The 19,299-nt window shown below is 69.7% G+C and carries 17 protein-coding genes; 8 read left to right on the plus strand and 9 right to left on the minus strand.

The window, feature by feature from the left end; all coding sequences use genetic code 11:
- Positions 1-60: 60 nt before the first annotated feature.
- Positions 61-258 (minus strand): DUF3073 domain-containing protein, encoded by a 198-nt coding sequence (locus tag VGN50_RS07720; protein WP_327444150.1) that lies wholly within the window; start codon positions 256-258, stop codon positions 61-63.
- Between the two features lie 152 nt (positions 259-410).
- The gene (locus VGN50_RS07725) at positions 411-1,502 is read right to left on the minus strand and encodes a Glu/Leu/Phe/Val dehydrogenase dimerization domain-containing protein (RefSeq protein ID WP_327444151.1); all 1,092 of its coding nucleotides are present in this window, start codon (positions 1,500-1,502) and stop codon (positions 411-413) included.
- Positions 1,503-1,719: 217 nt separating this feature from the next.
- Here VGN50_RS07725 and VGN50_RS07730 point away from each other — a divergent pair, with 217 nt between their 5' ends.
- From VGN50_RS07730 to VGN50_RS07740, 3 genes are all read left to right on the plus strand, one after another.
- Positions 1,720-1,908, plus strand: a complete 189-nt coding sequence (locus VGN50_RS07730) for a BldC family transcriptional regulator (protein ID WP_327444152.1) — start codon at positions 1,720-1,722, stop codon at positions 1,906-1,908.
- Positions 1,909-2,021: 113 nt separating this feature from the next.
- Positions 2,022-3,164, plus strand: coding sequence for a CaiB/BaiF CoA-transferase family protein (locus VGN50_RS07735; protein ID WP_327444153.1), 1,143 nt, complete (start codon positions 2,022-2,024; stop codon positions 3,162-3,164).
- 125 nt (positions 3,165-3,289) lie between these two features.
- Positions 3,290-3,679 (plus strand): hypothetical protein, encoded by a 390-nt coding sequence (locus VGN50_RS07740; RefSeq protein ID WP_327444154.1) that lies wholly within the window; start codon positions 3,290-3,292, stop codon positions 3,677-3,679.
- Here VGN50_RS07740 and VGN50_RS07745 read toward each other — a convergent pair.
- The gene (locus VGN50_RS07745) at positions 3,669-4,469 is read right to left on the minus strand and encodes a hypothetical protein (RefSeq protein WP_327444155.1); all 801 of its coding nucleotides are present in this window, start codon (positions 4,467-4,469) and stop codon (positions 3,669-3,671) included. The genes VGN50_RS07740 and VGN50_RS07745 overlap by 11 nt on opposite strands.
- Positions 4,470-4,657: 188 nt before the next feature.
- Here VGN50_RS07745 and VGN50_RS07750 point away from each other — a divergent pair, with 188 nt between their 5' ends.
- Positions 4,658-5,617, plus strand: a complete 960-nt coding sequence (locus VGN50_RS07750) for an ABC transporter ATP-binding protein (RefSeq protein ID WP_327444156.1) — start codon at positions 4,658-4,660, stop codon at positions 5,615-5,617.
- Positions 5,614-6,438 carry a hypothetical protein gene (locus tag VGN50_RS07755; protein ID WP_327444157.1) on the plus strand — a complete coding sequence of 275 codons (825 nt, stop codon included), beginning with the start codon at positions 5,614-5,616 and terminating at the stop codon, positions 6,436-6,438. The genes VGN50_RS07750 and VGN50_RS07755 overlap by 4 nt, the downstream gene beginning before the upstream one ends.
- Before the next feature lie 49 nt (positions 6,439-6,487).
- Here the strand turns inward: VGN50_RS07755 and mptB are convergent, their stop codons facing one another.
- Entirely contained in the window at positions 6,488-8,029 is a 1,542-nt protein-coding gene (mptB, locus tag VGN50_RS07760) for a polyprenol phosphomannose-dependent alpha 1,6 mannosyltransferase MptB (RefSeq protein ID WP_327444158.1), read from the minus strand.
- Between the two features lie 25 nt (positions 8,030-8,054).
- On the opposite strand from mptB, the gene VGN50_RS07765 reads away from it, so the two are divergent.
- The gene (locus VGN50_RS07765) at positions 8,055-8,270 is read left to right on the plus strand and encodes a hypothetical protein (RefSeq protein ID WP_327444160.1); all 216 of its coding nucleotides are present in this window, start codon (positions 8,055-8,057) and stop codon (positions 8,268-8,270) included.
- 182 nt (positions 8,271-8,452) lie between these two features.
- Positions 8,453-9,115 (plus strand): DUF4232 domain-containing protein, encoded by a 663-nt coding sequence (locus VGN50_RS07770; protein ID WP_327444161.1) that lies wholly within the window; start codon positions 8,453-8,455, stop codon positions 9,113-9,115.
- A gap of 89 nt (positions 9,116-9,204) precedes the next feature.
- Here VGN50_RS07770 and VGN50_RS07775 read toward each other — a convergent pair whose 3' ends face one another.
- The 3 genes from VGN50_RS07775 to speB form a co-directional block, all read right to left on the minus strand.
- Positions 9,205-11,736 (minus strand): glycoside hydrolase domain-containing protein, encoded by a 2,532-nt coding sequence (locus VGN50_RS07775; RefSeq protein WP_327444162.1) that lies wholly within the window; start codon positions 11,734-11,736, stop codon positions 9,205-9,207.
- Positions 11,737-11,845: 109 nt separating this feature from the next.
- A complete protein-coding gene (locus VGN50_RS07780) occupies positions 11,846-13,306 on the minus strand; it encodes a cytosine permease (RefSeq protein ID WP_327444163.1) in 1,461 nt (486 codons plus the stop codon).
- On the minus strand, positions 13,296-14,285 hold the full coding sequence (speB, locus tag VGN50_RS07785; RefSeq protein ID WP_327444167.1) for an agmatinase: 990 nt from the start codon (positions 14,283-14,285) through the stop codon (positions 13,296-13,298). The genes VGN50_RS07780 and speB overlap by 11 nt, the downstream gene beginning before the upstream one ends.
- A 1,034-nt stretch (positions 14,286-15,319) precedes the next feature.
- Here speB and VGN50_RS07790 point away from each other — a divergent pair.
- Positions 15,320-16,300: a glycosyltransferase family 2 protein gene (locus VGN50_RS07790; RefSeq protein WP_327444164.1), complete on the plus strand. Its 981-nt coding sequence runs from the start codon at positions 15,320-15,322 to the stop codon at positions 16,298-16,300.
- Between the two features lie 190 nt (positions 16,301-16,490).
- Here the strand turns inward: VGN50_RS07790 and VGN50_RS07795 are convergent, their stop codons facing one another.
- The gene (locus VGN50_RS07795) at positions 16,491-17,444 is read right to left on the minus strand and encodes a glycosyltransferase family 2 protein (RefSeq protein ID WP_327444165.1); all 954 of its coding nucleotides are present in this window, start codon (positions 17,442-17,444) and stop codon (positions 16,491-16,493) included.
- A gap of 153 nt (positions 17,445-17,597) precedes the next feature.
- On the minus strand, positions 17,598-19,299 hold a 1,702-nt coding region (locus VGN50_RS07800; RefSeq protein WP_327444166.1), incomplete at its 5' end, for a DUF6541 family protein.

Genomic DNA, 19,299 nt, shown 5'->3' on the forward strand with positions numbered 1-19,299 from the left:
CGGGGCGAACGTGCGACACGGGCCGTGGCCCGCGCATGAGGTGAGGGTCAGCGCCTCAGGTCATCTCTGACCCGAGGCCCATTTCCCGTATTCGTCGTACTCGTCCTCGCCCACGGAGTCGTCGGAGACTCGCTCCGGCTCTGCGTACGAGGAACCGTGCAGTTCTCGCTCAAGCGCGCTCAAGTCGGTGTTCGGGGAGAAGTACTTCAGCTCCCGAGCGACCTTGGTCTGCTTGGCTTTGGCCCGGCCGCGCCCCATGGCGTGACCCCCTCATGCGTCTGCCGGGACGGCATCGCCTGGTCGAGCCACCATCGGTGTCTCGGCTCCACGGAGCGGTCCCGGGAATTGTGTATGTGTCGTGGGTCCCACGCTACAGGAGAGAGGCAAGTTCTGGTGACGAGACCCCTGTCTCAGCGGGCGGGCAGCCAGATGCCGGCGGCCTGCTTCGCGGCCATCCGCTCCTCCGCGATGTGGTCGGCCGCGGCGGCGGGGGTGATCCCGAGCCGGTCGGCCGTCTGGAGCACCTCGAGCGTGTGGTCGAAGATCGCCGTCGCGCCCTTCTTCGCGCGCTCGAAGTCGAAACCGTGGAGCTCGTCGCTCACCTGGATGACGCCGCCTGCGTTGACCAGGAAGTCGGGCGCGTAGGTGATGCCGCGCTCCTTGAGCCGGTCGGCGGTGCCGCCCTCGCCCTCGGTGACCAGCTGGTTGTTGGCGCCGCCGCAGACGACCGTGGCACGGAGCGCCTCGACCGTCACGTCGTCGAGCGCGCCACCGAGGGCGCAGGGTGCATAGACGTCGAGGTCGGAGCCCACCAGCGCGGCGGTGGTCGGGACGATCTCGACCTCGGGGTGGCGGGCCTTGAGGTCCGCGAGCGCCTGCTCGTCGACGTCGGTCGCGACCACGGTGGCGCCGTCCTCGATCAGGTGCCCGGCGAGGATCCGCCCGACCTTGCCGACGCCGGCGATGCCCACGGTGCGGCCCTTGAGGGTGGCGTCGCCCCACAGGTGCTGGGCGCAGGCGCGCTGGCCCTGGAAGACGCCGTATGCCGTGAGGACTGAGGAGTCGCCGGCCCCGCCGTTGGCCTCCGAGCGGCCGGTGGCGAACCGGGTCGTCTCGCTCACGACGTCCATGTCGGCGACATAGGTGCCCACGTCGCAGGCCGTGACGTAGCGGCCGCCCAGGCTCTCGACGAAGCGCCCGTAGGCCCGGAGCAGCTCAGGGGTCTTGTCGGTCGCGGGGTCGCCGATGATGACCGCCTTGCCGCCGCCGAGGTCGAGCCCCGCCACGGCGTTCTTGTAGGCCATCCCCTTGGACAGGCGCAGGACGTCGCTGAGCGCTGCCTCCTCGCTGGCGTACGGGTAGAACCGCGTGCCACCGAGGGCCGGGCCCAGCGCCGTGCTGTAGATGCCGATGATGGCGCGCAGGCCGGTGGTCTTGTCGTGGCAGAAGACGACCTGCTCGTGCTGGGAGGTGTCGGTGGCGGATGACGAGGACGTGGTCACGGTGGTGACTCCTTGAGCTCGGGACTGGGTGGGGCGCTGGGTGGTGCGCTGGCGGGGTTGCGGCGCGGGTCGCGCGCCATGTCTGAAGGGTATTCCTGCCCACCTGTTGGACGCATGACTAGTCCCCCTGAGCCATGCGGGATGACCCGTTAGGAATGTTCCCATTGGGACGTGCTTGTCCGATTATTAAGGAACGTTCCCTGCACGAGGAGAGATCATGGTTACTCGGACCACCGAGGTGGAGAAGCTGTTGACGCCCGCGGAGGTGGCCTCGCTGTTCCGGGTCGACCCCAAGACAGTGACCCGCTGGGCCAAGGCGGGCAAGCTCAACTCGATCCGCACGCTTGGCGGTCATCGGCGCTATCGCGAGGCCGAGGTCCGCGCACTGCTGGCCGGCATCATCTGAGGCAGGCCCTCTGACCGGGGGCGGACGCCGGAGCGCAGGGCCCGGCGAGCCGCCCCCCGAGAGTCGGTCGCACGCGGCGCCACGCGGTGTCTCCTCCCGGTACGTTGCGGCTCATGACGACTCAGCCGGCCGCCCGTCCCGACCGCCGAGCAGCTCATCCGGGGCCCTTGTCAGGCGTCCGTGTCCTGGAGATCGGGGGGATCGGGCCCGGCCCGTTCGCCGCGATGATGCTCGCCGACCTCGGCGCCGACGTCGTCCGGGTCGACCGGCCCGGTGAGGACCTGCTGGACACCCACCGCGTGCTGCTGCGGGGGCGCCGCTCGGTCGTGCTCGACCTCAAGACCCAGGCCGGTCGTGATGCCGTCCTGCGGCTCGCCGACCGGTCCGACGTGCTGATCGAGGGGTTTCGTCCTGGCGTCGCCGAGCGGCTCGGCTTCGGTCCGGACGCCGTGCTGGCACGCAACCCCAGCCTGGTCTACGGGCGGATGACCGGTTGGGGTCAGGACGGCCCGTATGCCGCCTCGGCCGGCCATGACATCACCTACCTCGCCGTGACCGGTGCGCTCGAGGCGTTCGCAGGGCCGGACGGTCGCCCGGTCCCGCCGCTCAACCTGCTCGGTGACTTCGGCGGCGGCGGCATGCTCCTGGCCCTGGGCATCGTCGCCGCGCTCCTGCCCGCACGCCTCACCGGCCGAGGCCAGGTCGTCGACGCGGCGATCGTCGACGGCGTGGCCTCGATGACGGCGATGCACCAGGCCATGCGCGCGTCCGGGCTGTGGTCGGGTCCGCGGGGCGGCAACCTCTTCGACGGTGGGGCCCCGTTCTACCGGTGCTACCGCACCAGCGACGACCGCTTCATGGCAGTCGGAGCCATCGAGCCGGCGTTCTACGCCCGGTTGCTCGAGGGCCTCGGGCTGCTCGACGAGGGGACGGGCTCTCAGCAGGACCGGGCGGAGTGGCCGCGCCTCAGCGCGCTGTTCGAGCGAACTTTCGCCCAGCGCTCGCGCGCGGATTGGGTCGAGGTCTTCGGCGGACGGGACGCCTGCGTCGCTCCGGTGCTGTCCGCAGCGGAGGCGACCGAGGACCCCCACCTCGCCGCGCGCGGCACGTATGCCGCCCCGTCGGGCCCCGGCGCGCCCGTGGAGCCCGCGGCCGCGCCCCGGTTCTCGCTGACTCCCAGCCGGGCCGGCGCGCCGGCGGTCGAGCCAGGCCGGCATACCGACGAGGTGCTGGGGGAGCTCGGCTCTGGCGGTTAGGACGACGACGCTTCGACCGAACGGCCGAGTGAATGGTCAAGGCTTGGCAAACTGGCGCTTCCGCGGGCTATCGCAACGGTGGAATGGTGACCTCGACATCGCCGCAGAGGACAACGGAGGACTCGGTGACCAACAGCCTGGGCAGGTACGTGCAGGAACAGATGGGCCTGCTGGGCTGGAGCCGTGAGGTGCTCGTCGAGCGCTCGGGGCTCGACCGCTACGACGTGGACACCATCCTCGAGAAGCCGGTGCTCCGGCGGTGGCCCGAGCCGACCGTTCTGCAGTCGCTGGCCACCACTCTGGACGTCGCGGTGCGCGAGATCGTCCTGCACACCGCGCAGGCCTGCGGCCTCGACGTCGACGCCAAGGCCCCGGCCGCTGAGCCGGTCCGGCAGCTCGGCAACGAGGCCCTGATGCGCGAGGTGCGGCGACGGCTGGCTCTGGGGGCTGCAGCGGGTGGGTACCTCTCCACACACTCGCCCTATGTCGTGGCCGACTCCCGCGTCACGGGGTAAGGACGTCCTCCTGGGGAGTGTCCGAATGCGTCACCGTGAGGTACCCGACGAGGACCGCGATGACCAGGGCCAGGGTCAGTGTCACGGGACCGGTGCCGAGATCGAGGCCGCGTCGGCTGGGAGGCACCCCGAGCCAGTCGGCGAACGACGCGCCCAGCGGCCGGGTGACGATGTAGGCGAACCAGAAGGCGGTGATGGCGTTGAGCCTGAGCCGCCAGTGCGCCACCGCGGGCACGGCGATGACGACGGCGAACAGGACGCCCGACGCGAAGTAACCCAGGTGCATCGTCGACGCCGTGAGGTCGCCGGCCGCGGTGCCCAGGGCGAAGGTGGTGAGCACCGTCAGCCAGTAGAACAGCTCCCGCCTGCGGGTGCGGATGCTGTGGATCGACAGGGTCCCCTCGGTGCGGTACCAGACCACGAACACCGCTGCCAGGACGACGGCGAAGACCACGGTGCTCACGACGTACGGCACCCCTAGGGCGATGTGGACCACGTCCGCAGCCATCGTGCCGAAGACGCTCACCATGGAGACCGCGAGCCAGTAGGTCCAGGGAACGTAGCGGCGGGCGCGCAGCTGCAGTGCCATCGCGACCACGAAGGCCACCGCCCCGAGCCCGACCGCCACGAACGGGTCGATCCGCCGCACCAGGAAGTCGGACGCCGTCTCACCCATCCCGGTGGTGAGGACCTTGGTGACCCAGAAGAGCACCGTCACCTCGGGCACCTTGCTCAGGAGCACGGAGGGGTTGAGGGAGGTCGAGACGCGGGACGGTGCACCGGTAGCCATGGGTCCGCAGTATGACAAACCCTCTTGACCGCTTGCTGAGAGCCGCCCCACCCCCGAGGCCCTGCAGGGTTGGCCCTGCAGGTGGTCTCAGGTTACCCACAGCCTCGTGCGCCATGCTGCTCGGGCCCGGCTCGGTCACTCGCGCCCGGAGCCACTGCGCAGCGCCCCACCTGACGGAAGAGACGCCCATGATCGAGGCCCACGGTCTCACCAAGCACTACGGCCCGAAGACGGCCGTCGACGACCTGACCTTCACCGTCAAGCCCGGTGTGGTGACCGGCTTCCTCGGCCCGAACGGCGCGGGCAAGTCGACGACGATGCGCATGATCCTCGGCCTGGACGCCCCGAGCGCGGGCACGGTCCGCGTCAACGGCAAGGCCTACCGCGAGCACTCGGCGCCGCTCAGCGAGGTTGGCGCCCTGCTCGAGGCGCGCTCGGTCCACACCGGGCGCAGCGCCTTCAACCACCTCCTCGCGCTGGCTCAGACAGCGGGCATCCCGAAGCGGCGGGTGACCGAGGTCATCGAGCTGGTCGGGTTGGGGGAGGTGGCCCGCAAGCGGGCCGGCGGCTTCTCGCTCGGCATGGGCCAGCGGCTCGGGCTCGCGTCGGCTCTGCTCGGCGACCCGCACACGCTGATCCTCGACGAGCCGGTCAACGGGCTGGACCCCGACGGGATCCGGTGGATCCGCAACCTGCTCAAGTCGCTGGCCGCCGAGGGGCGCACCGTGTTCGTCTCCTCTCACCTCATGAGCGAGATGGCGCAGACGGCAGAGCACCTGATCGTCGTCGGCCGGGGCCGGCTGATCGCCGACACGAGCGTCGCGGACTTCATCGCGGCGTCGTCGGGGAACCGCGTGCGCGTCCGTACGACTGACGTGTCACGCCTCGCCCAGGTTCTGGGCAGCCCTGACGTCGCGCTCGAGCCGACCGGCGGCGACGGCCTGCGGGTCGCCGGCCTGACCACCGACCAGATCGGCATGGCTGCGGCGGGTGCGGGCGTGACGCTGCTCGAGCTCACCGCCGAGCAGACCTCCCTCGAGGAAGCCTTCATGGACCTCACGAAGGACTCCGTCGAGTACCACGGCTCCGCCACCGCAGCTCCCAGCCCGACCGCCAGCCCCCTCGAGACCACTGGAGCCGACCGATGAGCACCGCCACGGCGACCGCCACCCGCTCCGGCGGCACCCGCCAGAACGTCACGCAGGCGCGGGTCCTGCTCTCCGAGTGGACCAAGCTGCGCTCGCTGCGCTCGACCGTCTTCGCCCTGCTCGCGGCGGTGGTCTTCATCCTCGGGCTCGCCGTCCTGGTCCCCTCGGTGACCGTCGCGCACTGGCCCCCGCACGACCCGAGCGAGGCCGCGAGGTTCGACCCGACGACCCGCAGCCTGGCCGGCATCTTCCTGGCCCAGCTGGCGATCGGGGTGCTCGGGGTCCTGTTCATCACCGGCGAGTACGCGACGGGAATGATCCGGGCCACCTTCGCGGCCGTCCCCGCGCGCCTGCCTGTCCTGTGGGCGAAGGTCGCTGTGTTCGCCACGACGACCCTGGTCGTCACGGTGCCCACGGTGCTCGGCGCCTTCCTCATCGGCCAGTCGATCCTCAAGGGCAAGAACCTCCAGGCCAGCCTCGGCGACGCCGGCGTCCTGCGCGCCGTCATCGGGTCGGCCCTCTATCTCACCGTCGTGGGCGTCCTCGGTCTCGGCCTCGGAGCCCTGTTGCGCAACACGGCAGCCGCGATCTCCACGCTGTTCGGCGTGCTGTTCGTCATCCCGATCATCGTGCGCTTCCTGCCGTCCTCCTGGGCGGACCCCATCACCAAGTACCTGCCCAACACCGTCGGCGAGGCCATCACGACGGTGCATCCCGACCCGACCGCGCTGAGCCCATGGGCCGGCTTCGGCCTCTTCTGTGCGTATGCCGCGGTCGTGCTCGCTGTGGCTGCGGTACTGCTCCGACGACGGGACGCCTGACCTGGCGGCTCGGACTCGCCGCTCGGGCCTCGGGGCCCGGGTCGGTGAGCTAGTCGGCGTCGAGGGTGAAGAGCTCGCGCCAGGCGAACGCTCGACACCATCGGACCGCCGCGACGACGAGCACCCACGCCGCCACGAAGCACAGCGGCACCCCCACCCAGGAGGTGTCCAGCGCCAGGCTGAAGCCCCCCGGCAGCACCGACAGGCAGATCACCGTCGAGACCGCCGCCAGGGCCGAGGTCCAGCGCCGCTGCCGCACCGAGGCGGCCAGCAGGGGTAGCGCCCAGAACAGGTACCAGCCGTGGAACGCCGGCGACAGGACGATCACGGCGACCATCGCCAGGCCGGCATACCGCACCACGGCCCGGGCGTCGTGGGCCTCGTGCACGGCGCGCAGCCAGAGGATGACGAGGGTGACGCCGAGCGCGACCAGCGCAACGGTGCGCAGTGCTGAGACGGCGGGGTTCTCGACGTTGTGACCGACGAGCGTGCCGAGGGCGCCGATACCCATCCCGAGCCCGGTCGGCAGCGAGGTCCACTGGACGCTGTCGCCCGGGGTGCTGAGCGCTGCCACCCAGGAGAAGCCGAGCCCGCTCGCCAGGCTCATGACGACGAACGCGGCCACTGTGCCCACGCCCACCATGACGGCACGTCGGACCAGTCGCAGCCACGAGCCGGCCGCGCCGTCGGCGTGTGCGAGCCCCGCTCCGTCGGAGGCCACGATAAGGGCCACGAAGGGGACGGCCACCACGGCGGGAACCTTGACCGCCATCGCCGCCGCCAGCGCGAGGCACGCCCAGACCCCCCGGCCACGTAGCGCCAGCGCGACGGCAGCGGCCATGCCCGCCACCATCAGCGCGTCGTTGTGGGCCCCCGCCACGAGGTGGGCTCCGGCCAGGGGTGTCAGAACGGCCAGCCAGGTGGCGCGGACGGGATCCATGCCGAGGCTCCCGGCCATGGCCGGGACGGCCCACGCGATCACCACGACACTCGCGACGGCCATGAGGCGCAACAGTGCGAGGGCGACGAGCAGGCGGCCGTCCGAGACGCCGGCCGCGAACCGGGCGAGCCCCATGAACAACGGCCCGTACGGCGCGGGGGTGTCCAACCAGACCCTCGACACCGAGCTGACCCACGGCGAGGCGAGGTGGCGGACCCCCTCGTGGTACGGGTTCTGGCCGACCTGGAGCTGCAGGCCGGTGGCGGCATACGAGTAGATGTCACGGCTGAACAGGGGGGCGCTCACGAGCAGGGGCGCGAACCAGGCCACGGCGGTCCCGCGCAGCCACGCCACGGTGACGTCAGAGTCGCGCAGCGCCCACCACGCATAGAGAGTCACGCCGACGGCGACCAGCAGGGCGGTGGCGGCCAGCGGGGAGCCGCCGTTCGCGCGCCACGGGACCACACCGGGCCACACGCTCGAGAACTCCTTGGGGGTGGCCGCACAGAGCCAGGAAGTGGCCGCGATGACCGCCGCTGCGGCGGAGCCCACCCAGCGCCACTGGTTCGGTGACAGGCTCCGGCGCGAGGGACGCCAGCGGTCGAGGCGGGGCGGCAGCTGCCGGGGCATCGTGAGAGTCCGGCTGGCCATGAGGCAACAGTAGCCAGCGGCGTGGATGCGGCTCATCGGAGCGTTTCCCGACCTACGCTCGTGGAGTGAGAGGGATGCGGGGGCAGGACGGCGAGGGCAGGCGGTCGGAGGCGAGCTGACCAACCTGCTGACGGCGTATGCCGCGGGGGCGGCCGGGCGCGCCCATCCGTCTCGGCCCAACCTGGCGTCGCTGCACGAGTTCCGGGGTGACCCGGTGGCGGCCGCCCTGGGCACCCAGTAGCGCCCTGCCACCCTACGTGTGCGCGAGTGCCCACAGTGCGTCCCTGTTGGCGCCGGTTGTCGAGCGGGTGCGGGGGCGCCGACGCAGGCCCGGACCACCGCGGGCCGCCTCCCCGGTCGATGCGGTGGCGGCCGGTACAGTGCGGATGGTTCTGCTGGACTGTCTCACGTGAGAGGTGCTCGATGGCCGGCTCGGCTGTTTCCTGGTTGGGCTCGACGCTGGTCGTCTGCGCGGCGCTGACCGCCTGCAGCGCCTCGCCGTCGGGGACGGCATCCTCGTCGGGCACCACGTCCTCGGACTCGCCGACGTCGTCCACGTCGGACACCCCGTCGGCGTCCGCGACCTCGTCGGCGCCCACGGTGACCTCGGCGCCCCCCTCGGCGTCGGCGACCACTACAGGCACCAACGGGGCCCCCACGAGTCATGGCTGTGCCAACGGCGACCTCTCCGTGGCCGTGGGCCGGAGCCGGGCCGCGGCGGGCCATGTCGGTGTCGCCCTCGTCTTCCGCAACGTCTCCCACGCCGCGTGCAGCCTCTACGGCTACCCCGGCGTCGCAGGTCTGGACAGTCGGGGTCGTCAGGCCATCCAGGCGACCCGGACGAGCGACGGCTACCTGGGCGGCACCTACCTCGCCAGGACTGTGGTGGTGCCACCCGGCGGCTCGGCCTCTGCGCTGGTTGAGGGCACCGACGTTCCGGCTGGTTCTCAGTCGTGCGCGACGTACAGCGCTCTGCTTGTCATTGCGCCGGGGCAGACCCGCTCGCAGGTGGCTCGAGTGTCCGTCCCCGGCTGCCCGTCGATCCAGGTGCACCCTGTCGTGCCAGGGGTCGACGGTCGCTCGTAGCGGCTCAGTAGCGCTGAGCCCGCTCAGCCAGCCCAGCACCGCTCAGGCAAGGCAGCTCAGGCAAGGCGGCTCAGCACCGGTCAGGCAGCTCAGCTGAGGGCAGTCATGCCGTTCCAGCTCGTGCCGACCTGCTGGCGGGTGAGCCAGCCGCCGGTGCCGTTGCCGGGGTAGAGCCAGAGCGTGCCGGACCCGTCGCGGGCCAGGAGGTCGGGGTGGCCGTCGCCGTTGAAGTCACCGGGTGCGGCGACCGCGGTCATGGCGTTCCAGCCGTTGCCGACCTGCTGGCGGGTGAGCCAGCCGCCGGTGCCGTTGCCGGGGTAGAGCCAGAGCGTGCCGGACCCGTCGCGGGCCAGGAGGTCCGGTCGGCCGTCGCCGTTGAAGTCGCCCGAGGCCGTGATGACGCTCATGGCGTTCCACCCCGTTCCGGACTGTTGCCGTGGCAGCCAGCCGGCGGTGCCGTTCCCCGGGTAGAGCCACAGGTTGCCGGACCCGTCGCGGGCCAGGACGTCGTTGTGGGTGTCGCCGTTCCAGTCGTGGACCAGTGCGAGGGGGCTGTGCGGCGTGACGGCGTTCGAGGTCGCGGCCGGGCCCGGGCCGACCGCGTTCGTGGCGGTCACGGTGAACGAGTAGGCCGTGCCGTTGGTGAGGCCCGAGAAGGCAGCCGAGGTGGTGGTGCCGGGGACGGTGACCGAGGCACCACCGGGCGTCGCCTTCACCGTGTATGACGTGACGGGGCTGCCGTTCGCGGCCGCAGCTCCCCAGGTCACCGTGGCGTTGCCGTCACCACTGGTCGCCGCGACGCTCGACGGGGCGCCAGGAGCGGTGGCCACCAGCTGGAACGCCATCGCGTCGACGCCGAGCTGGGGGGCGGGACTGCCCGTGCCGTCGTTGTCGCCGACGTGCACGGAGATGGAGGAACTCGAGCTGGCCAGGTAGGTGCCCAGGCTCGTGTAACCACTGATCTGCTGCTGGTTGACCTTCTTCACCGTCGACCCACCGGCATACCGCACGGTGTAGGGGGCCGTGGCCCACGCGTTGGTGCCCGGGATGTAGGCCTGGACCTTGTACAGGCCCGGCGCCAGCCGCGGCGCCCAGGTCGCTCCGTTGTACTCCGTGTTGCCGCTGGAGTTGGTCCAGTAGGCCATCCCCTTCAGCCCCTGCGGGGCATTGGGTCGCCAGTAGCTCATGTCACCGGTGAAGACGAAGCCGGCGCTCCCGGGGCCGACGACGTTCGTCCCGTAGCTCACCGGCGCCGCGACGCCGGCGACCTGGCCGTCGACCCAGTTCGCGTCGATGTTGATGGTGTCGCCGCCCCAGGTCTGGTTGACGCCACCGCTGTACTGGTGCAGCCGTTGATGGTTGGTCCAGTGGGCGCCGGAGAAGTAGGAGTCGGACGTGGTCTGCAGGCCGTTCCAGTCGGCGAACCAGATGTTCGTCGGGGCGACGAACCCGCTGGTTCCCATCGCCTTGGACATGTCGGTCATGAGCGAGCTGGTGCTGCCGTAGGCGCCGGAGGAGTAGCCGAGCGCGGCCAGCTCCTTGCTCCATGCCGAGATGAACGTCATGACTGCCGAGGAGCAGCCGGGGGCGGTGGTGTTGTAGGCCTCCATGTCGTAGTAGATGGGCGTCCCCCGAGCCATGCCGAAGGAGGACGCCCGGTTGGCGGCGTCGTCGGCGTCGGTCCTCGCCTGGGCGGCCGCGCTGCTGGCGGAGAAGGTCGCGAGGCCGCCCTGGTTCACGCATGGAGCCTGCGGTCCGACATAGATCGGCGCCAGACCCCAGCCCATGGACTTCACCGTGCTCACCCAGGACGCCGAGAGAGGGCCGTCCCCGCAGGCGCGCATCGACCCGCCGATGTAGATGCCGAGCGTGCGGTAGGGCGACGCGAGCCAATGCTGCATCGTGGTGCTCGTCGGCGCCGCGCACGTGTCGAAGGCCATGCCGGTGAAGGTCGACGAGGCCGTGGTGGTCGTCGCCGTGAGGGCCGCGGAGGACAGGTCAAGGGCCGGGGCGCCGTATGCCGCTGGTGATGCGGCGGAGGTGGGTGAGGGTGCGGTTGTCGGTGCGGTGGTGGAGGGGCCCGCCGCCGGGGTCGCCGTGGCGAGGACGTCGTCCACCGGCTGCGAGGCGGTGCCCCACGAGGCGTCGAGCTGGACGTCCTGGTGGGTGAAGCGGATCCGCCGACCGTGCCCGACGGGGTCGTTGGACACCTGGGCCGGGAGGGTGCCGACCTTGGCGCTGCGCGCTGCGGGGGTGAACCCGCTCGAGGGCGTGGTGCCGTGGAGCCAGACGGTGTCGGCGTGGCCGACGAGGTGTGCGGGGCAGTCCTGTTGGGGCGCAGGGTCGCCCAGGTAGACGGCCGGCCGGTCGAGCCTGACGCAGGCGTGGGGGTCGGCCTGCAGGTCGACCACCGGCCACGAGGCAGGCACGTCCACGCGCACCCCGTGGTATCTGACCTTGCGCGTGCCGGCGTTGATGGGCGAAGCGGGCGTCGACGAGGCACTCGGGGCGGACCCTGCGAGGTCGCTGGACTGGGGCGGAGCGACCGCGCCCGGCTGGGCCAGGGCTACCAGGGCGGCGACGCCTAGGGAGGTGTGGACTGCGCGGGACCAGGTCTGCATACGAGGAACCTTTTGATGCGTTCGTTTGACGGCGGACGCCGTAAACCCCACATAGCATGCCACGCCTCACCAGTCACAGGCGCCACAACGGGATCTCCCGGTCGGCGGATCAGTCAGGACGCTGGTGGTGAATCGCCGCCTTCTCGAGCTCCACGGCCTCTGCTTTGGCGATCGCCGTCTCGGCCTCGATGTCGATCGACCGGGAGAAGACGAAGTAGAGGATGCCGGCCACGGGGAGGCCGACGAACATCGAGATGTCGGCTCCCTTGAGGTCGTTCGCGACGAAGCCGGTGTACTTGCTCGTGCTCAGGAACGGCAGCATCGCGGCGAACCCGAGGAGGTAGGCGGCGATGCCGCGCCAGCCCCACCGGCCGTAGAGGCCGCGAGGGTTGAAGATCTCCGCGATGGCGTAGTGGCCGCGGCGGACGATGTAGTAGTCGACCAGGTTCACGGCGGTCCACGGGACGAACAGGTAGAGGACGAGGAGCAGGAAGTCCTGGAAGTTCGTGAGGAAGTCGGCTCCGATGAGCAGCGCGGGCACCAGCGAGAGCACCGCGGTCACCACGATGGTGACGATGCGGACGGTCGCCGTGGGGCGGACCTTCGCGAACGAGTCGATCGCGCTGATCAGGGTCAGTGAGCCGCCATACATGTTCAGGGCCGTGACCGAGATCAGCCCGAGGGTCGAGAAGACGAGCGCGATGGCACCGAAGTGGTTGAACACATGGTCGCCGGCGGCGCCGAGCGAGGCGATGGTGTCGAACTTGGCACCGGCCCACGAGGCCAGCGCGGCACCCAGGCACATCAGCCAGATGGCGCCGAGGGCCGAGCCCCAGTACGTCCAGAGGAAGGTCTTGCGGACGGTGACGTTCGGGGGCAGGTATCGGGAGTAGTCGGAGACGTAGATCGCCCAGCTGATCTGGTAGCCGGCGACCGCGCCGAACTGGATCAGGAAGGGGGTCCACTTGAAGCCTCCGAGGTCGAAGGAGCCGGCCGGGTAGCCGAGGGTGAACACCGCGATGGTGAGCACGCCGAAGATGATGAGGAAGCCGAGGGTCAGCCACCGCTCGACGCCGTGGATGAGGTCGTAGCCGACCAGTGCCACGACGGCCGCGACGACCGTGGCGACGATGATCCACAGCTTGCTCGGGCCGTGGACCGTGGCGTGCAGCGCGTCGCCGGCCAGGATCGTGTTGAAGATGTTGAACCCGGCGTACTGGAGGTAGGCGAACGCCCAGACCAGGAGGGCGCCCATGTAGCCGAACTGCGGACGCGACTGGATCATCTGCGGCAGGCCGAGCTGGGGGCCCTGCGCGGAGTGGAACGCCATGAAGAACGTGCCGAACAGCGCACCGGCGATGATGGCGATGAGCGACCACAGGAGGTTGCCGCCGCCGGTGACCGAGAACGTGCCGACGGCCAGGGTCGCGATCTGCGCGTTGCTCATGAACCACAGCGGGCCCTGGCTCCAGACCTTGCCGTGGCGCTCGTTGAGGGGGACGTAGTCGATGGACCGGACCTCGACACCCCCGATGCGAGCCGAGCCCACCGGCGGGGTTTCAACGGACATGAGTGCTCCTTCGTTGGTGGGCCATGACGGACAGCAGCTCGTAGGCGACATGGGAGGCGGCGATGCCGGTCAGCTCCGCATGGTCGTAGGCCGGTGAGACCTCGACGATATCGGCGGAGACGACGTCGAGGTCGGCGAGAGCCCGCAGCATCGTGAGCAGCTCACGGGAGGTCAGGCCGCCGGCCTCGGGGGTGCCGGTGCCCGGCGCGTGGGCGGGGTCCAGGACGTCGATGTCGACCGAGACGTAGATGGGAGCGTCACCGAGGCGGGCGCGCATGCGGTCCACCGCGGCGCTGAGGCCCTGGAGCTCGACCTCGGCGCAGGTGAGGGTGGCGAAGCCGAGCCGCTCGGTGTCGGGCAGGTCGCTGGTGGAGTAGAGCGGGCCACGGATGCCGACGTGCATCGAGTGGTGCAGGTCGATCAGGCCCTCCTCCGACGCGCGCCGGAAGGGGGTGCCGTGGGTGTACGGCGAGCCGAAGTAGGTGTCCCAGGTGTCGAGGTGGGCGTCGAAATGAAGCACCGCCACAGGGCCGTGGCGCTCGGCCATCGCACGCAGGAGGGGTAGGGCGATGGTGTGGTCGCCACCGAGGGTGAGCAGCTTGGGGCCTGATGCCATCAGGGCCTTGGCGCCGGCCTCGACCTCGGTGATGGCCGACGCGATGTCGAAGGGGTTACAGGCGATGTCACCCGCGTCGACGACCTGCTGGACGGCGAACGGCTCGATCTCCAAGGCCGGGTTGTAGGGGCGGAGCAGGCGCGATGCCTGGCGGACGTGGGATGGCCCGAACCGGGCGCCCGGCCGGTAGCTCACACCGCTGTCGAAAGGGACGCCCACGACGGCGATGTCGGCGTTGGGGACCTCGTCGATGCGGGGCAGCCGCGCGAAGGTCGCCGGTCCGGCGAAGCGGGGGACCTGACTGGCGTCGACGGGACCGACGGTGCCTGGTGGCGTTGCGTCAGCGGGAAAGCCGTCCGGCATGGCTGGTCCTTTCTCGCTGGTCGGGGTCATCGGAGGCTAGACCCTGCGAGCGGGCAGATCAACGCGCGTCTGTCGCGCGGTCGGGAACTGCTTTGTGAGAGTCACCATGACCGTTCGTGGTGACGGGAAGCAGAAAGCCGCAGGTCATGGGAGACATGACCTGCGGCTTCGGGTGGTGGCCAGAGACGGGGTCGAACCGCCGACCTTCCGATTTTCAGGAGTTCGAAGGGGGTCTTTCGGGCCCCATGTGATCCGAAATCGTGCTCAGCAGAGGGGAGTTCAGTCCGGTGTTGTCCGTCGTTTTCGGGACCCGTGTTAGCAAATCCGTTAGCAAGATCTCCGGTCGGAACCACTTGGGTCTGCGCACCGACCACAACTCGAGCCGTGGAGAGGTGCCCCGCTGCGATGCGGGTGCGGCGGCCCACCGCACGGGTATGAAGACCCGGCCACGAGCGACGGGGACGGCTGGGGCTTACGGCAGCCAGGCACACGCTCGTCCCTGCCGTCGCCAGCGCAGTAGATGGTGAGCTGAGACTGAGCCGAGAGCAGCGCCCGGGTACTGAGCCCAGGGCGCTGCTTCATGTCTTTTGGCGGGGGGTGCGGTGGGGGTGCGCGCAGGGCGCGAAGCGCCCGGAGCGCGGGGGACCCCATCGCGGGGCCCCGCGCCGCCGTGGCGGAGCCGCGGCTTTAAGCCAGAGAAGAAACTCCGCCCCGATGCATGGAAGTGTCGGCCTGCCGCCAATCAATGCACGGATTGCGGCTAGATGCGGACGTTTCGCGGGTTGGATCGGCGCCACCCACCCGCGACCCGAAGGCGGCTGAGGTTCACGAGTAACTGCGGTCAGCGGGTTCCGCCAGGCGTCACCTCGTGGGCACGCCGACCGACGACAACTCGGTTTCCTAGGCCACATGTCGCGCATCAGAATCGGACAGGCCGAGGGCTTCCCATAGGGTTCATATGGGCCGATGCGGGAAGCGCCATGCAAATTTCAAACCCCACCCGATGCTGGTATTCGCAGACCAGCCCGAACGGAATGTACGAGGACGACTTGTCTCTTCACCTCGCTCCACGCGTCGCCATCATCACCAGGACGAAGGACCGGCCGAGGCTGTTGCGTCGCGCTATCAAGAGTGTCATAGCGCAGGGCTACGCAGACTGGCAACTGATCGTGGTCAACGACGGTGGCGAGCCAAACGACGTCGATGGTGTGGTGGCGGACTGCGAAGACGAGCTAGGCGGGCGGGTTCGCGTTCTGCACAATGCACAGAGTCGCGGCATGGAGGCCGCTTCCAATCAGGGTGTCGGCGAGTCGAGCTCAGAATTCATTGTCATCCACGACGACGATGACGAATGGGCACCCGACTTTCTCGACGAGACTGTCCGCTATCTCGAGGCCCACCCCGAGGACGGCGGCGTGGCGGTGCAGACGGAGATCGTGTTCGAGCACCTCACAGCCGAGGGCCGCGAGGTTGTGGAACGGGTCCCCCTCGAGCCGAACATGCAGGCGATCACGCTTGTCGACCTGCTCCACTTCAACAGGTTTGTACCGATCTCCTTCCTCTTCCGAAGATCCGCGTACGACAAGCTCGGCGGCTTCGACGAAAACCTTGCCGTGGTGGGCGACTGGGAGTTTCACCTCAGGTTCGTCGTCCAATTCAACATTGGCTATCTCAAAGGGCGGCCACTCGCATTCTGGAACCAGCGCCGGGACGCGGTGGGGTCGGAAGCCAACAGCATGATCGCCGGTCTGGCTGACCATCACGCTTACTCGCTGCAGGTTCGCGACCGACTCCTACGCGAACACGTCCAAGCGCACGGCCTAGGCCCGCTGCTCTACGAGAGGGAGCTCGTGGCGGTCGAGATGCATCGGCTGCACGAACACCTCGACCGAGTCCAGCAAGAGCTCCAAGAAATCAAAGCCCTGGTGCGCGATTCGACCTTCCCGGGCACATCGCGCGTGCGGCAAGGCCAACAGGCCGCCCGCCGCATGACGGCGCGTATCCGTCGGCGCTAAGCTGCAAGTACCGGTTGTTTCCACGGTCCGTCCCGGGTACACCAGCCGTGCCCTGGGGCATGCTCGCCCGGGGACGTCGCCTGGGTCCAGCCGCCGGAGGACGGTTCATTGTCCCGCAGCGGCGATGAGGCGTCACCTGGTCGGCCCCGCCCAGGCCCCGTGGCTGTGGCCGTCGCCAGCTGGTGAGTCGCTAGGAGAAGTGCCGCATCGTGGGTCGGTTCGGGGTGGCCTGGATGTCGAGCTGCAGGGCGACGAGCAGGGTCTGCACCCCGACGACGAAGGGCACGACAGCGAGCATCACCGTCCCGGCTGTCGGTGAGGGGGCGCCCGCCGAGGTCGAGAGCAGCCAGGCGCCCACGCCGAGTCCGAGCCCGAGCAGCATCAGCCCGGACACGAGCAGGAGCGCGACCGGGGAGAAGGACCAGACCATGTACTTCCACCAGACCCGTCGCCAGAATCCGCGGAACATCAGGCCGAGCAGCTCGGGGACGACCGACCGGAGGCGAATGCTCGAGACTTCTGTGCCGTACAGGGCCGGGATGGGGACGTCGACGACGGGCACGTCGAGGATGCTGAGGTGGATCAACAGGTCATTCTCGAAGCTGTAGCGACGGGCGACCTTGTCCATGGGCAGGCGGCGCAGGACCTCGGTCCGGATCGCGGTGTATCCGTTCTGCGGGTCGAAGATGTGCCAGTACCCGGAGGCGAACTTGGTCATGAACGACAAGGCCACGTTGCCGAAGACCCGATGCCCCGGCATACCCGCGAAGGACTCTCCGGAGAAGAACCGGTTGGCCTTGGCGAACCCGTAGCCCCCCACGATCGGGTCCAGCAGCACCGGCAGGTATGCCGGGTCCATCTGTGCGTCCCCCGCCATGATGACGTTGATGTCGGCGCCGAGCTCCATCGCGGCGCGGTGCGCCGTGATGATGGCGCCGCCGACGCCCTGGTTGACCTCGTGGCGGATCAGGTGCAGCCGCGGGTCTCCCGTGGCGACGGCCGCGGCGGAGGTCCCGTCGGGACTGCAGTCGTCGACTACGACGATGTGGTCGACGAAGTCCGGCATGGTCTCGATGACCGTGGCGATGTGGCGTTCCTCCTTGAAGGCGGGAACGACGGCGGCGATTTTTGCACCCTTGTACATGCGTGTGGCTTTCGTGAGCTGTCGGGTCAGTCCGCGGGATACGGGCTGAGAGGCGGCTCTGCGCCGAGAGCTGTCGCGTGCGTATTCAACACTGGTGTCACTGGTGGCGCACCTGAGGGTCTGCACCGCCTGGCAGCCCTTCCCACCCGCCGGTCAGCACGCGTTCCACGCGGTGGCGATTGGCGAGGGCAGGGTGGACTGCCACGTGCCCGGGACCCCGGGCTCCCTCAGGCGCGTCGAGGCATAACGGTCCACCTGGGCCTGCCCCCCGGGGAGCTTGTCCCAGGCCACGCGATACAGCGAGGCATGTCCGACCCGATCGACGAGCGTCAGGAACGGCAGATGGTCCAAGTGCAAGAGACCCGTCCTGGGCTTGTCGTTGGCCCGGATCCTGCCGGCGCTGGAATAGACCCACTCCACCCCGAGCTGCGCCGCAGCGGCACGCACCGCCGGAACGGTGGCCAGCTGGTTGAAGTGGTTGAGCAGCAAAGCCTGGCGGCGTGTCGCCAGGATTTCGAAGTGTCTGATCATCGGCATGCGATCGCCGATGGCGTACATCCACACCGAGCCGTCGCACGCGTCGTTGAGGACCGTGGCCGAGGCGGGGACCCAACGGCTCATGTTGGACATGACGCTGATCTCGTCGGTGCTCAGGGTCACCCCGGACACCTTGGTGGACCAGCCCAACCGCTGCTCGTTCGTCGTGACCAGCGGTGCGCTCACCGCGGCCGCGACGAGCAGGACTCCCAGGCCGACGGCGGTCGTGCGACGCCCAGGCGCGGCGCCCGCTGGCCTCCCCGCCGGGCGTCGCGGGTGCTGACCGAGGAAGGTGGCTAGGTAGTGGACACCGACCCCGAGTAGAGGTACGACCAACATCGCGTAGATGGCGTACAACCGCCACTGGTCGTCGTAGAACGGCGCGGTGAAGGCTGGTGCCTCCCGTGCGGTCGACGCCCTCGTGTAGAGGGTGAGGAAGGCATACAGCGCGACCGGTGCCACGTACCAGAGGGCGCGACGGCCACGAAGGACGAGCCCCACCAGGGCGACCAGCCCGAGGACTGGGACGACCCATGTGCCCTGCGACACATGGCGCAGGACGATGAGATCGCGAATGGCCGCGGCGAGGCTGGCATCCGGTGGCCACCAGACGCTCGACACACGCCCGGCCTCCTGTGCCATTTCACGGATGATCAACAGTCCCAGGACTACGGTCAGGGCGCCCGCTCCTGCGAGATAGGCCAGGACACCGCGGGCCTCGCGTGGGGAACGCGCAACGACTCCCACGAGCCACGCCAGGAGCAGCGGCCCTGCCACGAAGGCAAGCGAGGGGTGCACTGCGATCACCGCGATCCCGGACAGTCCCACGGCGACCAGTCCGGGCCAGTGCCTTCGGACCGCAAGGGTCGTGGCCAGCAGCATGAACGGGCCGACCATCAGCATCCCGGCGAAGAAGGGGATCAACGGCCCACGCCACAGCAGGTCGTACGGGTAGACCGTGATCCACGCGGAGATGGCGCCCGCCGCGGCCACGGCCAGAGGCCGGCGCAGCACCACGGCGGTCAGGGCCATGGTGCTCAGAGGCAGCTGCGCCGCGACGAGGACGAGGGTGAACGCGTTGATGAAGGCCGGGATGCTCACGCCGGAGGCTGGCCACACCAGAGCGAGCACGGCATGGAAGGCGATGGGATAGCTCCGGGCCGGGGCGGTAACCAGTGACGTGTCGTAGTACGCGAAGTGGCCAGAAAGGTGGGGACTCCACTGCCGAGAGTCTGCGATGAGCCGCACCATGTTCGCGTGCCAGGGGATGTCCCAGTCTTGGTTGACGGCAGTGAGGTTGGAGGTGCCACTCAGCCAG

The sequence above is a fragment of the Pedococcus sp. genome, from assembly GCF_036000045.1.
In the GTDB taxonomy this organism is placed as follows: domain Bacteria; phylum Actinomycetota; class Actinomycetes; order Actinomycetales; family Dermatophilaceae; genus Pedococcus.

Bases quoted from the DNA above. Each gene is read 5' to 3' on its own strand.
- VGN50_RS07720 (WP_327444150.1), bottom strand. From the start codon at position 258: ATGGGGCGCGGCCGGGCCAAAGCCAAGCAGACCAAGGTCGCTCGGGAG.
- VGN50_RS07730 (WP_327444152.1), top strand. From the start codon at position 1,720: ATGGTTACTCGGACCACCGAGGTGGAGAAGCTGTTGACGCCCGCGGAG.
- VGN50_RS07735 (WP_327444153.1), top strand. From the start codon at position 2,022: ATGACGACTCAGCCGGCCGCCCGTCCCGACCGCCGAGCAGCTCATCCG.
- VGN50_RS07745 (WP_327444155.1), bottom strand. From the start codon at position 4,469: ATGGCTACCGGTGCACCGTCCCGCGTCTCGACCTCCCTCAACCCCTCC.
- VGN50_RS07750 (WP_327444156.1), top strand. From the start codon at position 4,658: ATGATCGAGGCCCACGGTCTCACCAAGCACTACGGCCCGAAGACGGCC.
- VGN50_RS07755 (WP_327444157.1), top strand. From the start codon at position 5,614: ATGAGCACCGCCACGGCGACCGCCACCCGCTCCGGCGGCACCCGCCAG.
- mptB (WP_327444158.1), bottom strand. From the start codon at position 8,029: ATGGCCAGCCGGACTCTCACGATGCCCCGGCAGCTGCCGCCCCGCCTC.
- VGN50_RS07765 (WP_327444160.1), top strand. From the start codon at position 8,055: ATGCGGCTCATCGGAGCGTTTCCCGACCTACGCTCGTGGAGTGAGAGG.
- VGN50_RS07770 (WP_327444161.1), top strand. From the start codon at position 8,453: ATGGCCGGCTCGGCTGTTTCCTGGTTGGGCTCGACGCTGGTCGTCTGC.
- VGN50_RS07775 (WP_327444162.1), bottom strand. From the start codon at position 11,736: ATGCAGACCTGGTCCCGCGCAGTCCACACCTCCCTAGGCGTCGCCGCC.
- VGN50_RS07780 (WP_327444163.1), bottom strand. From the start codon at position 13,306: ATGTCCGTTGAAACCCCGCCGGTGGGCTCGGCTCGCATCGGGGGTGTC.
- speB (WP_327444167.1), bottom strand. From the start codon at position 14,285: ATGCCGGACGGCTTTCCCGCTGACGCAACGCCACCAGGCACCGTCGGT.
- VGN50_RS07790 (WP_327444164.1), top strand. From the start codon at position 15,320: ATGTACGAGGACGACTTGTCTCTTCACCTCGCTCCACGCGTCGCCATC.
- VGN50_RS07795 (WP_327444165.1), bottom strand. From the start codon at position 17,444: ATGTACAAGGGTGCAAAAATCGCCGCCGTCGTTCCCGCCTTCAAGGAG.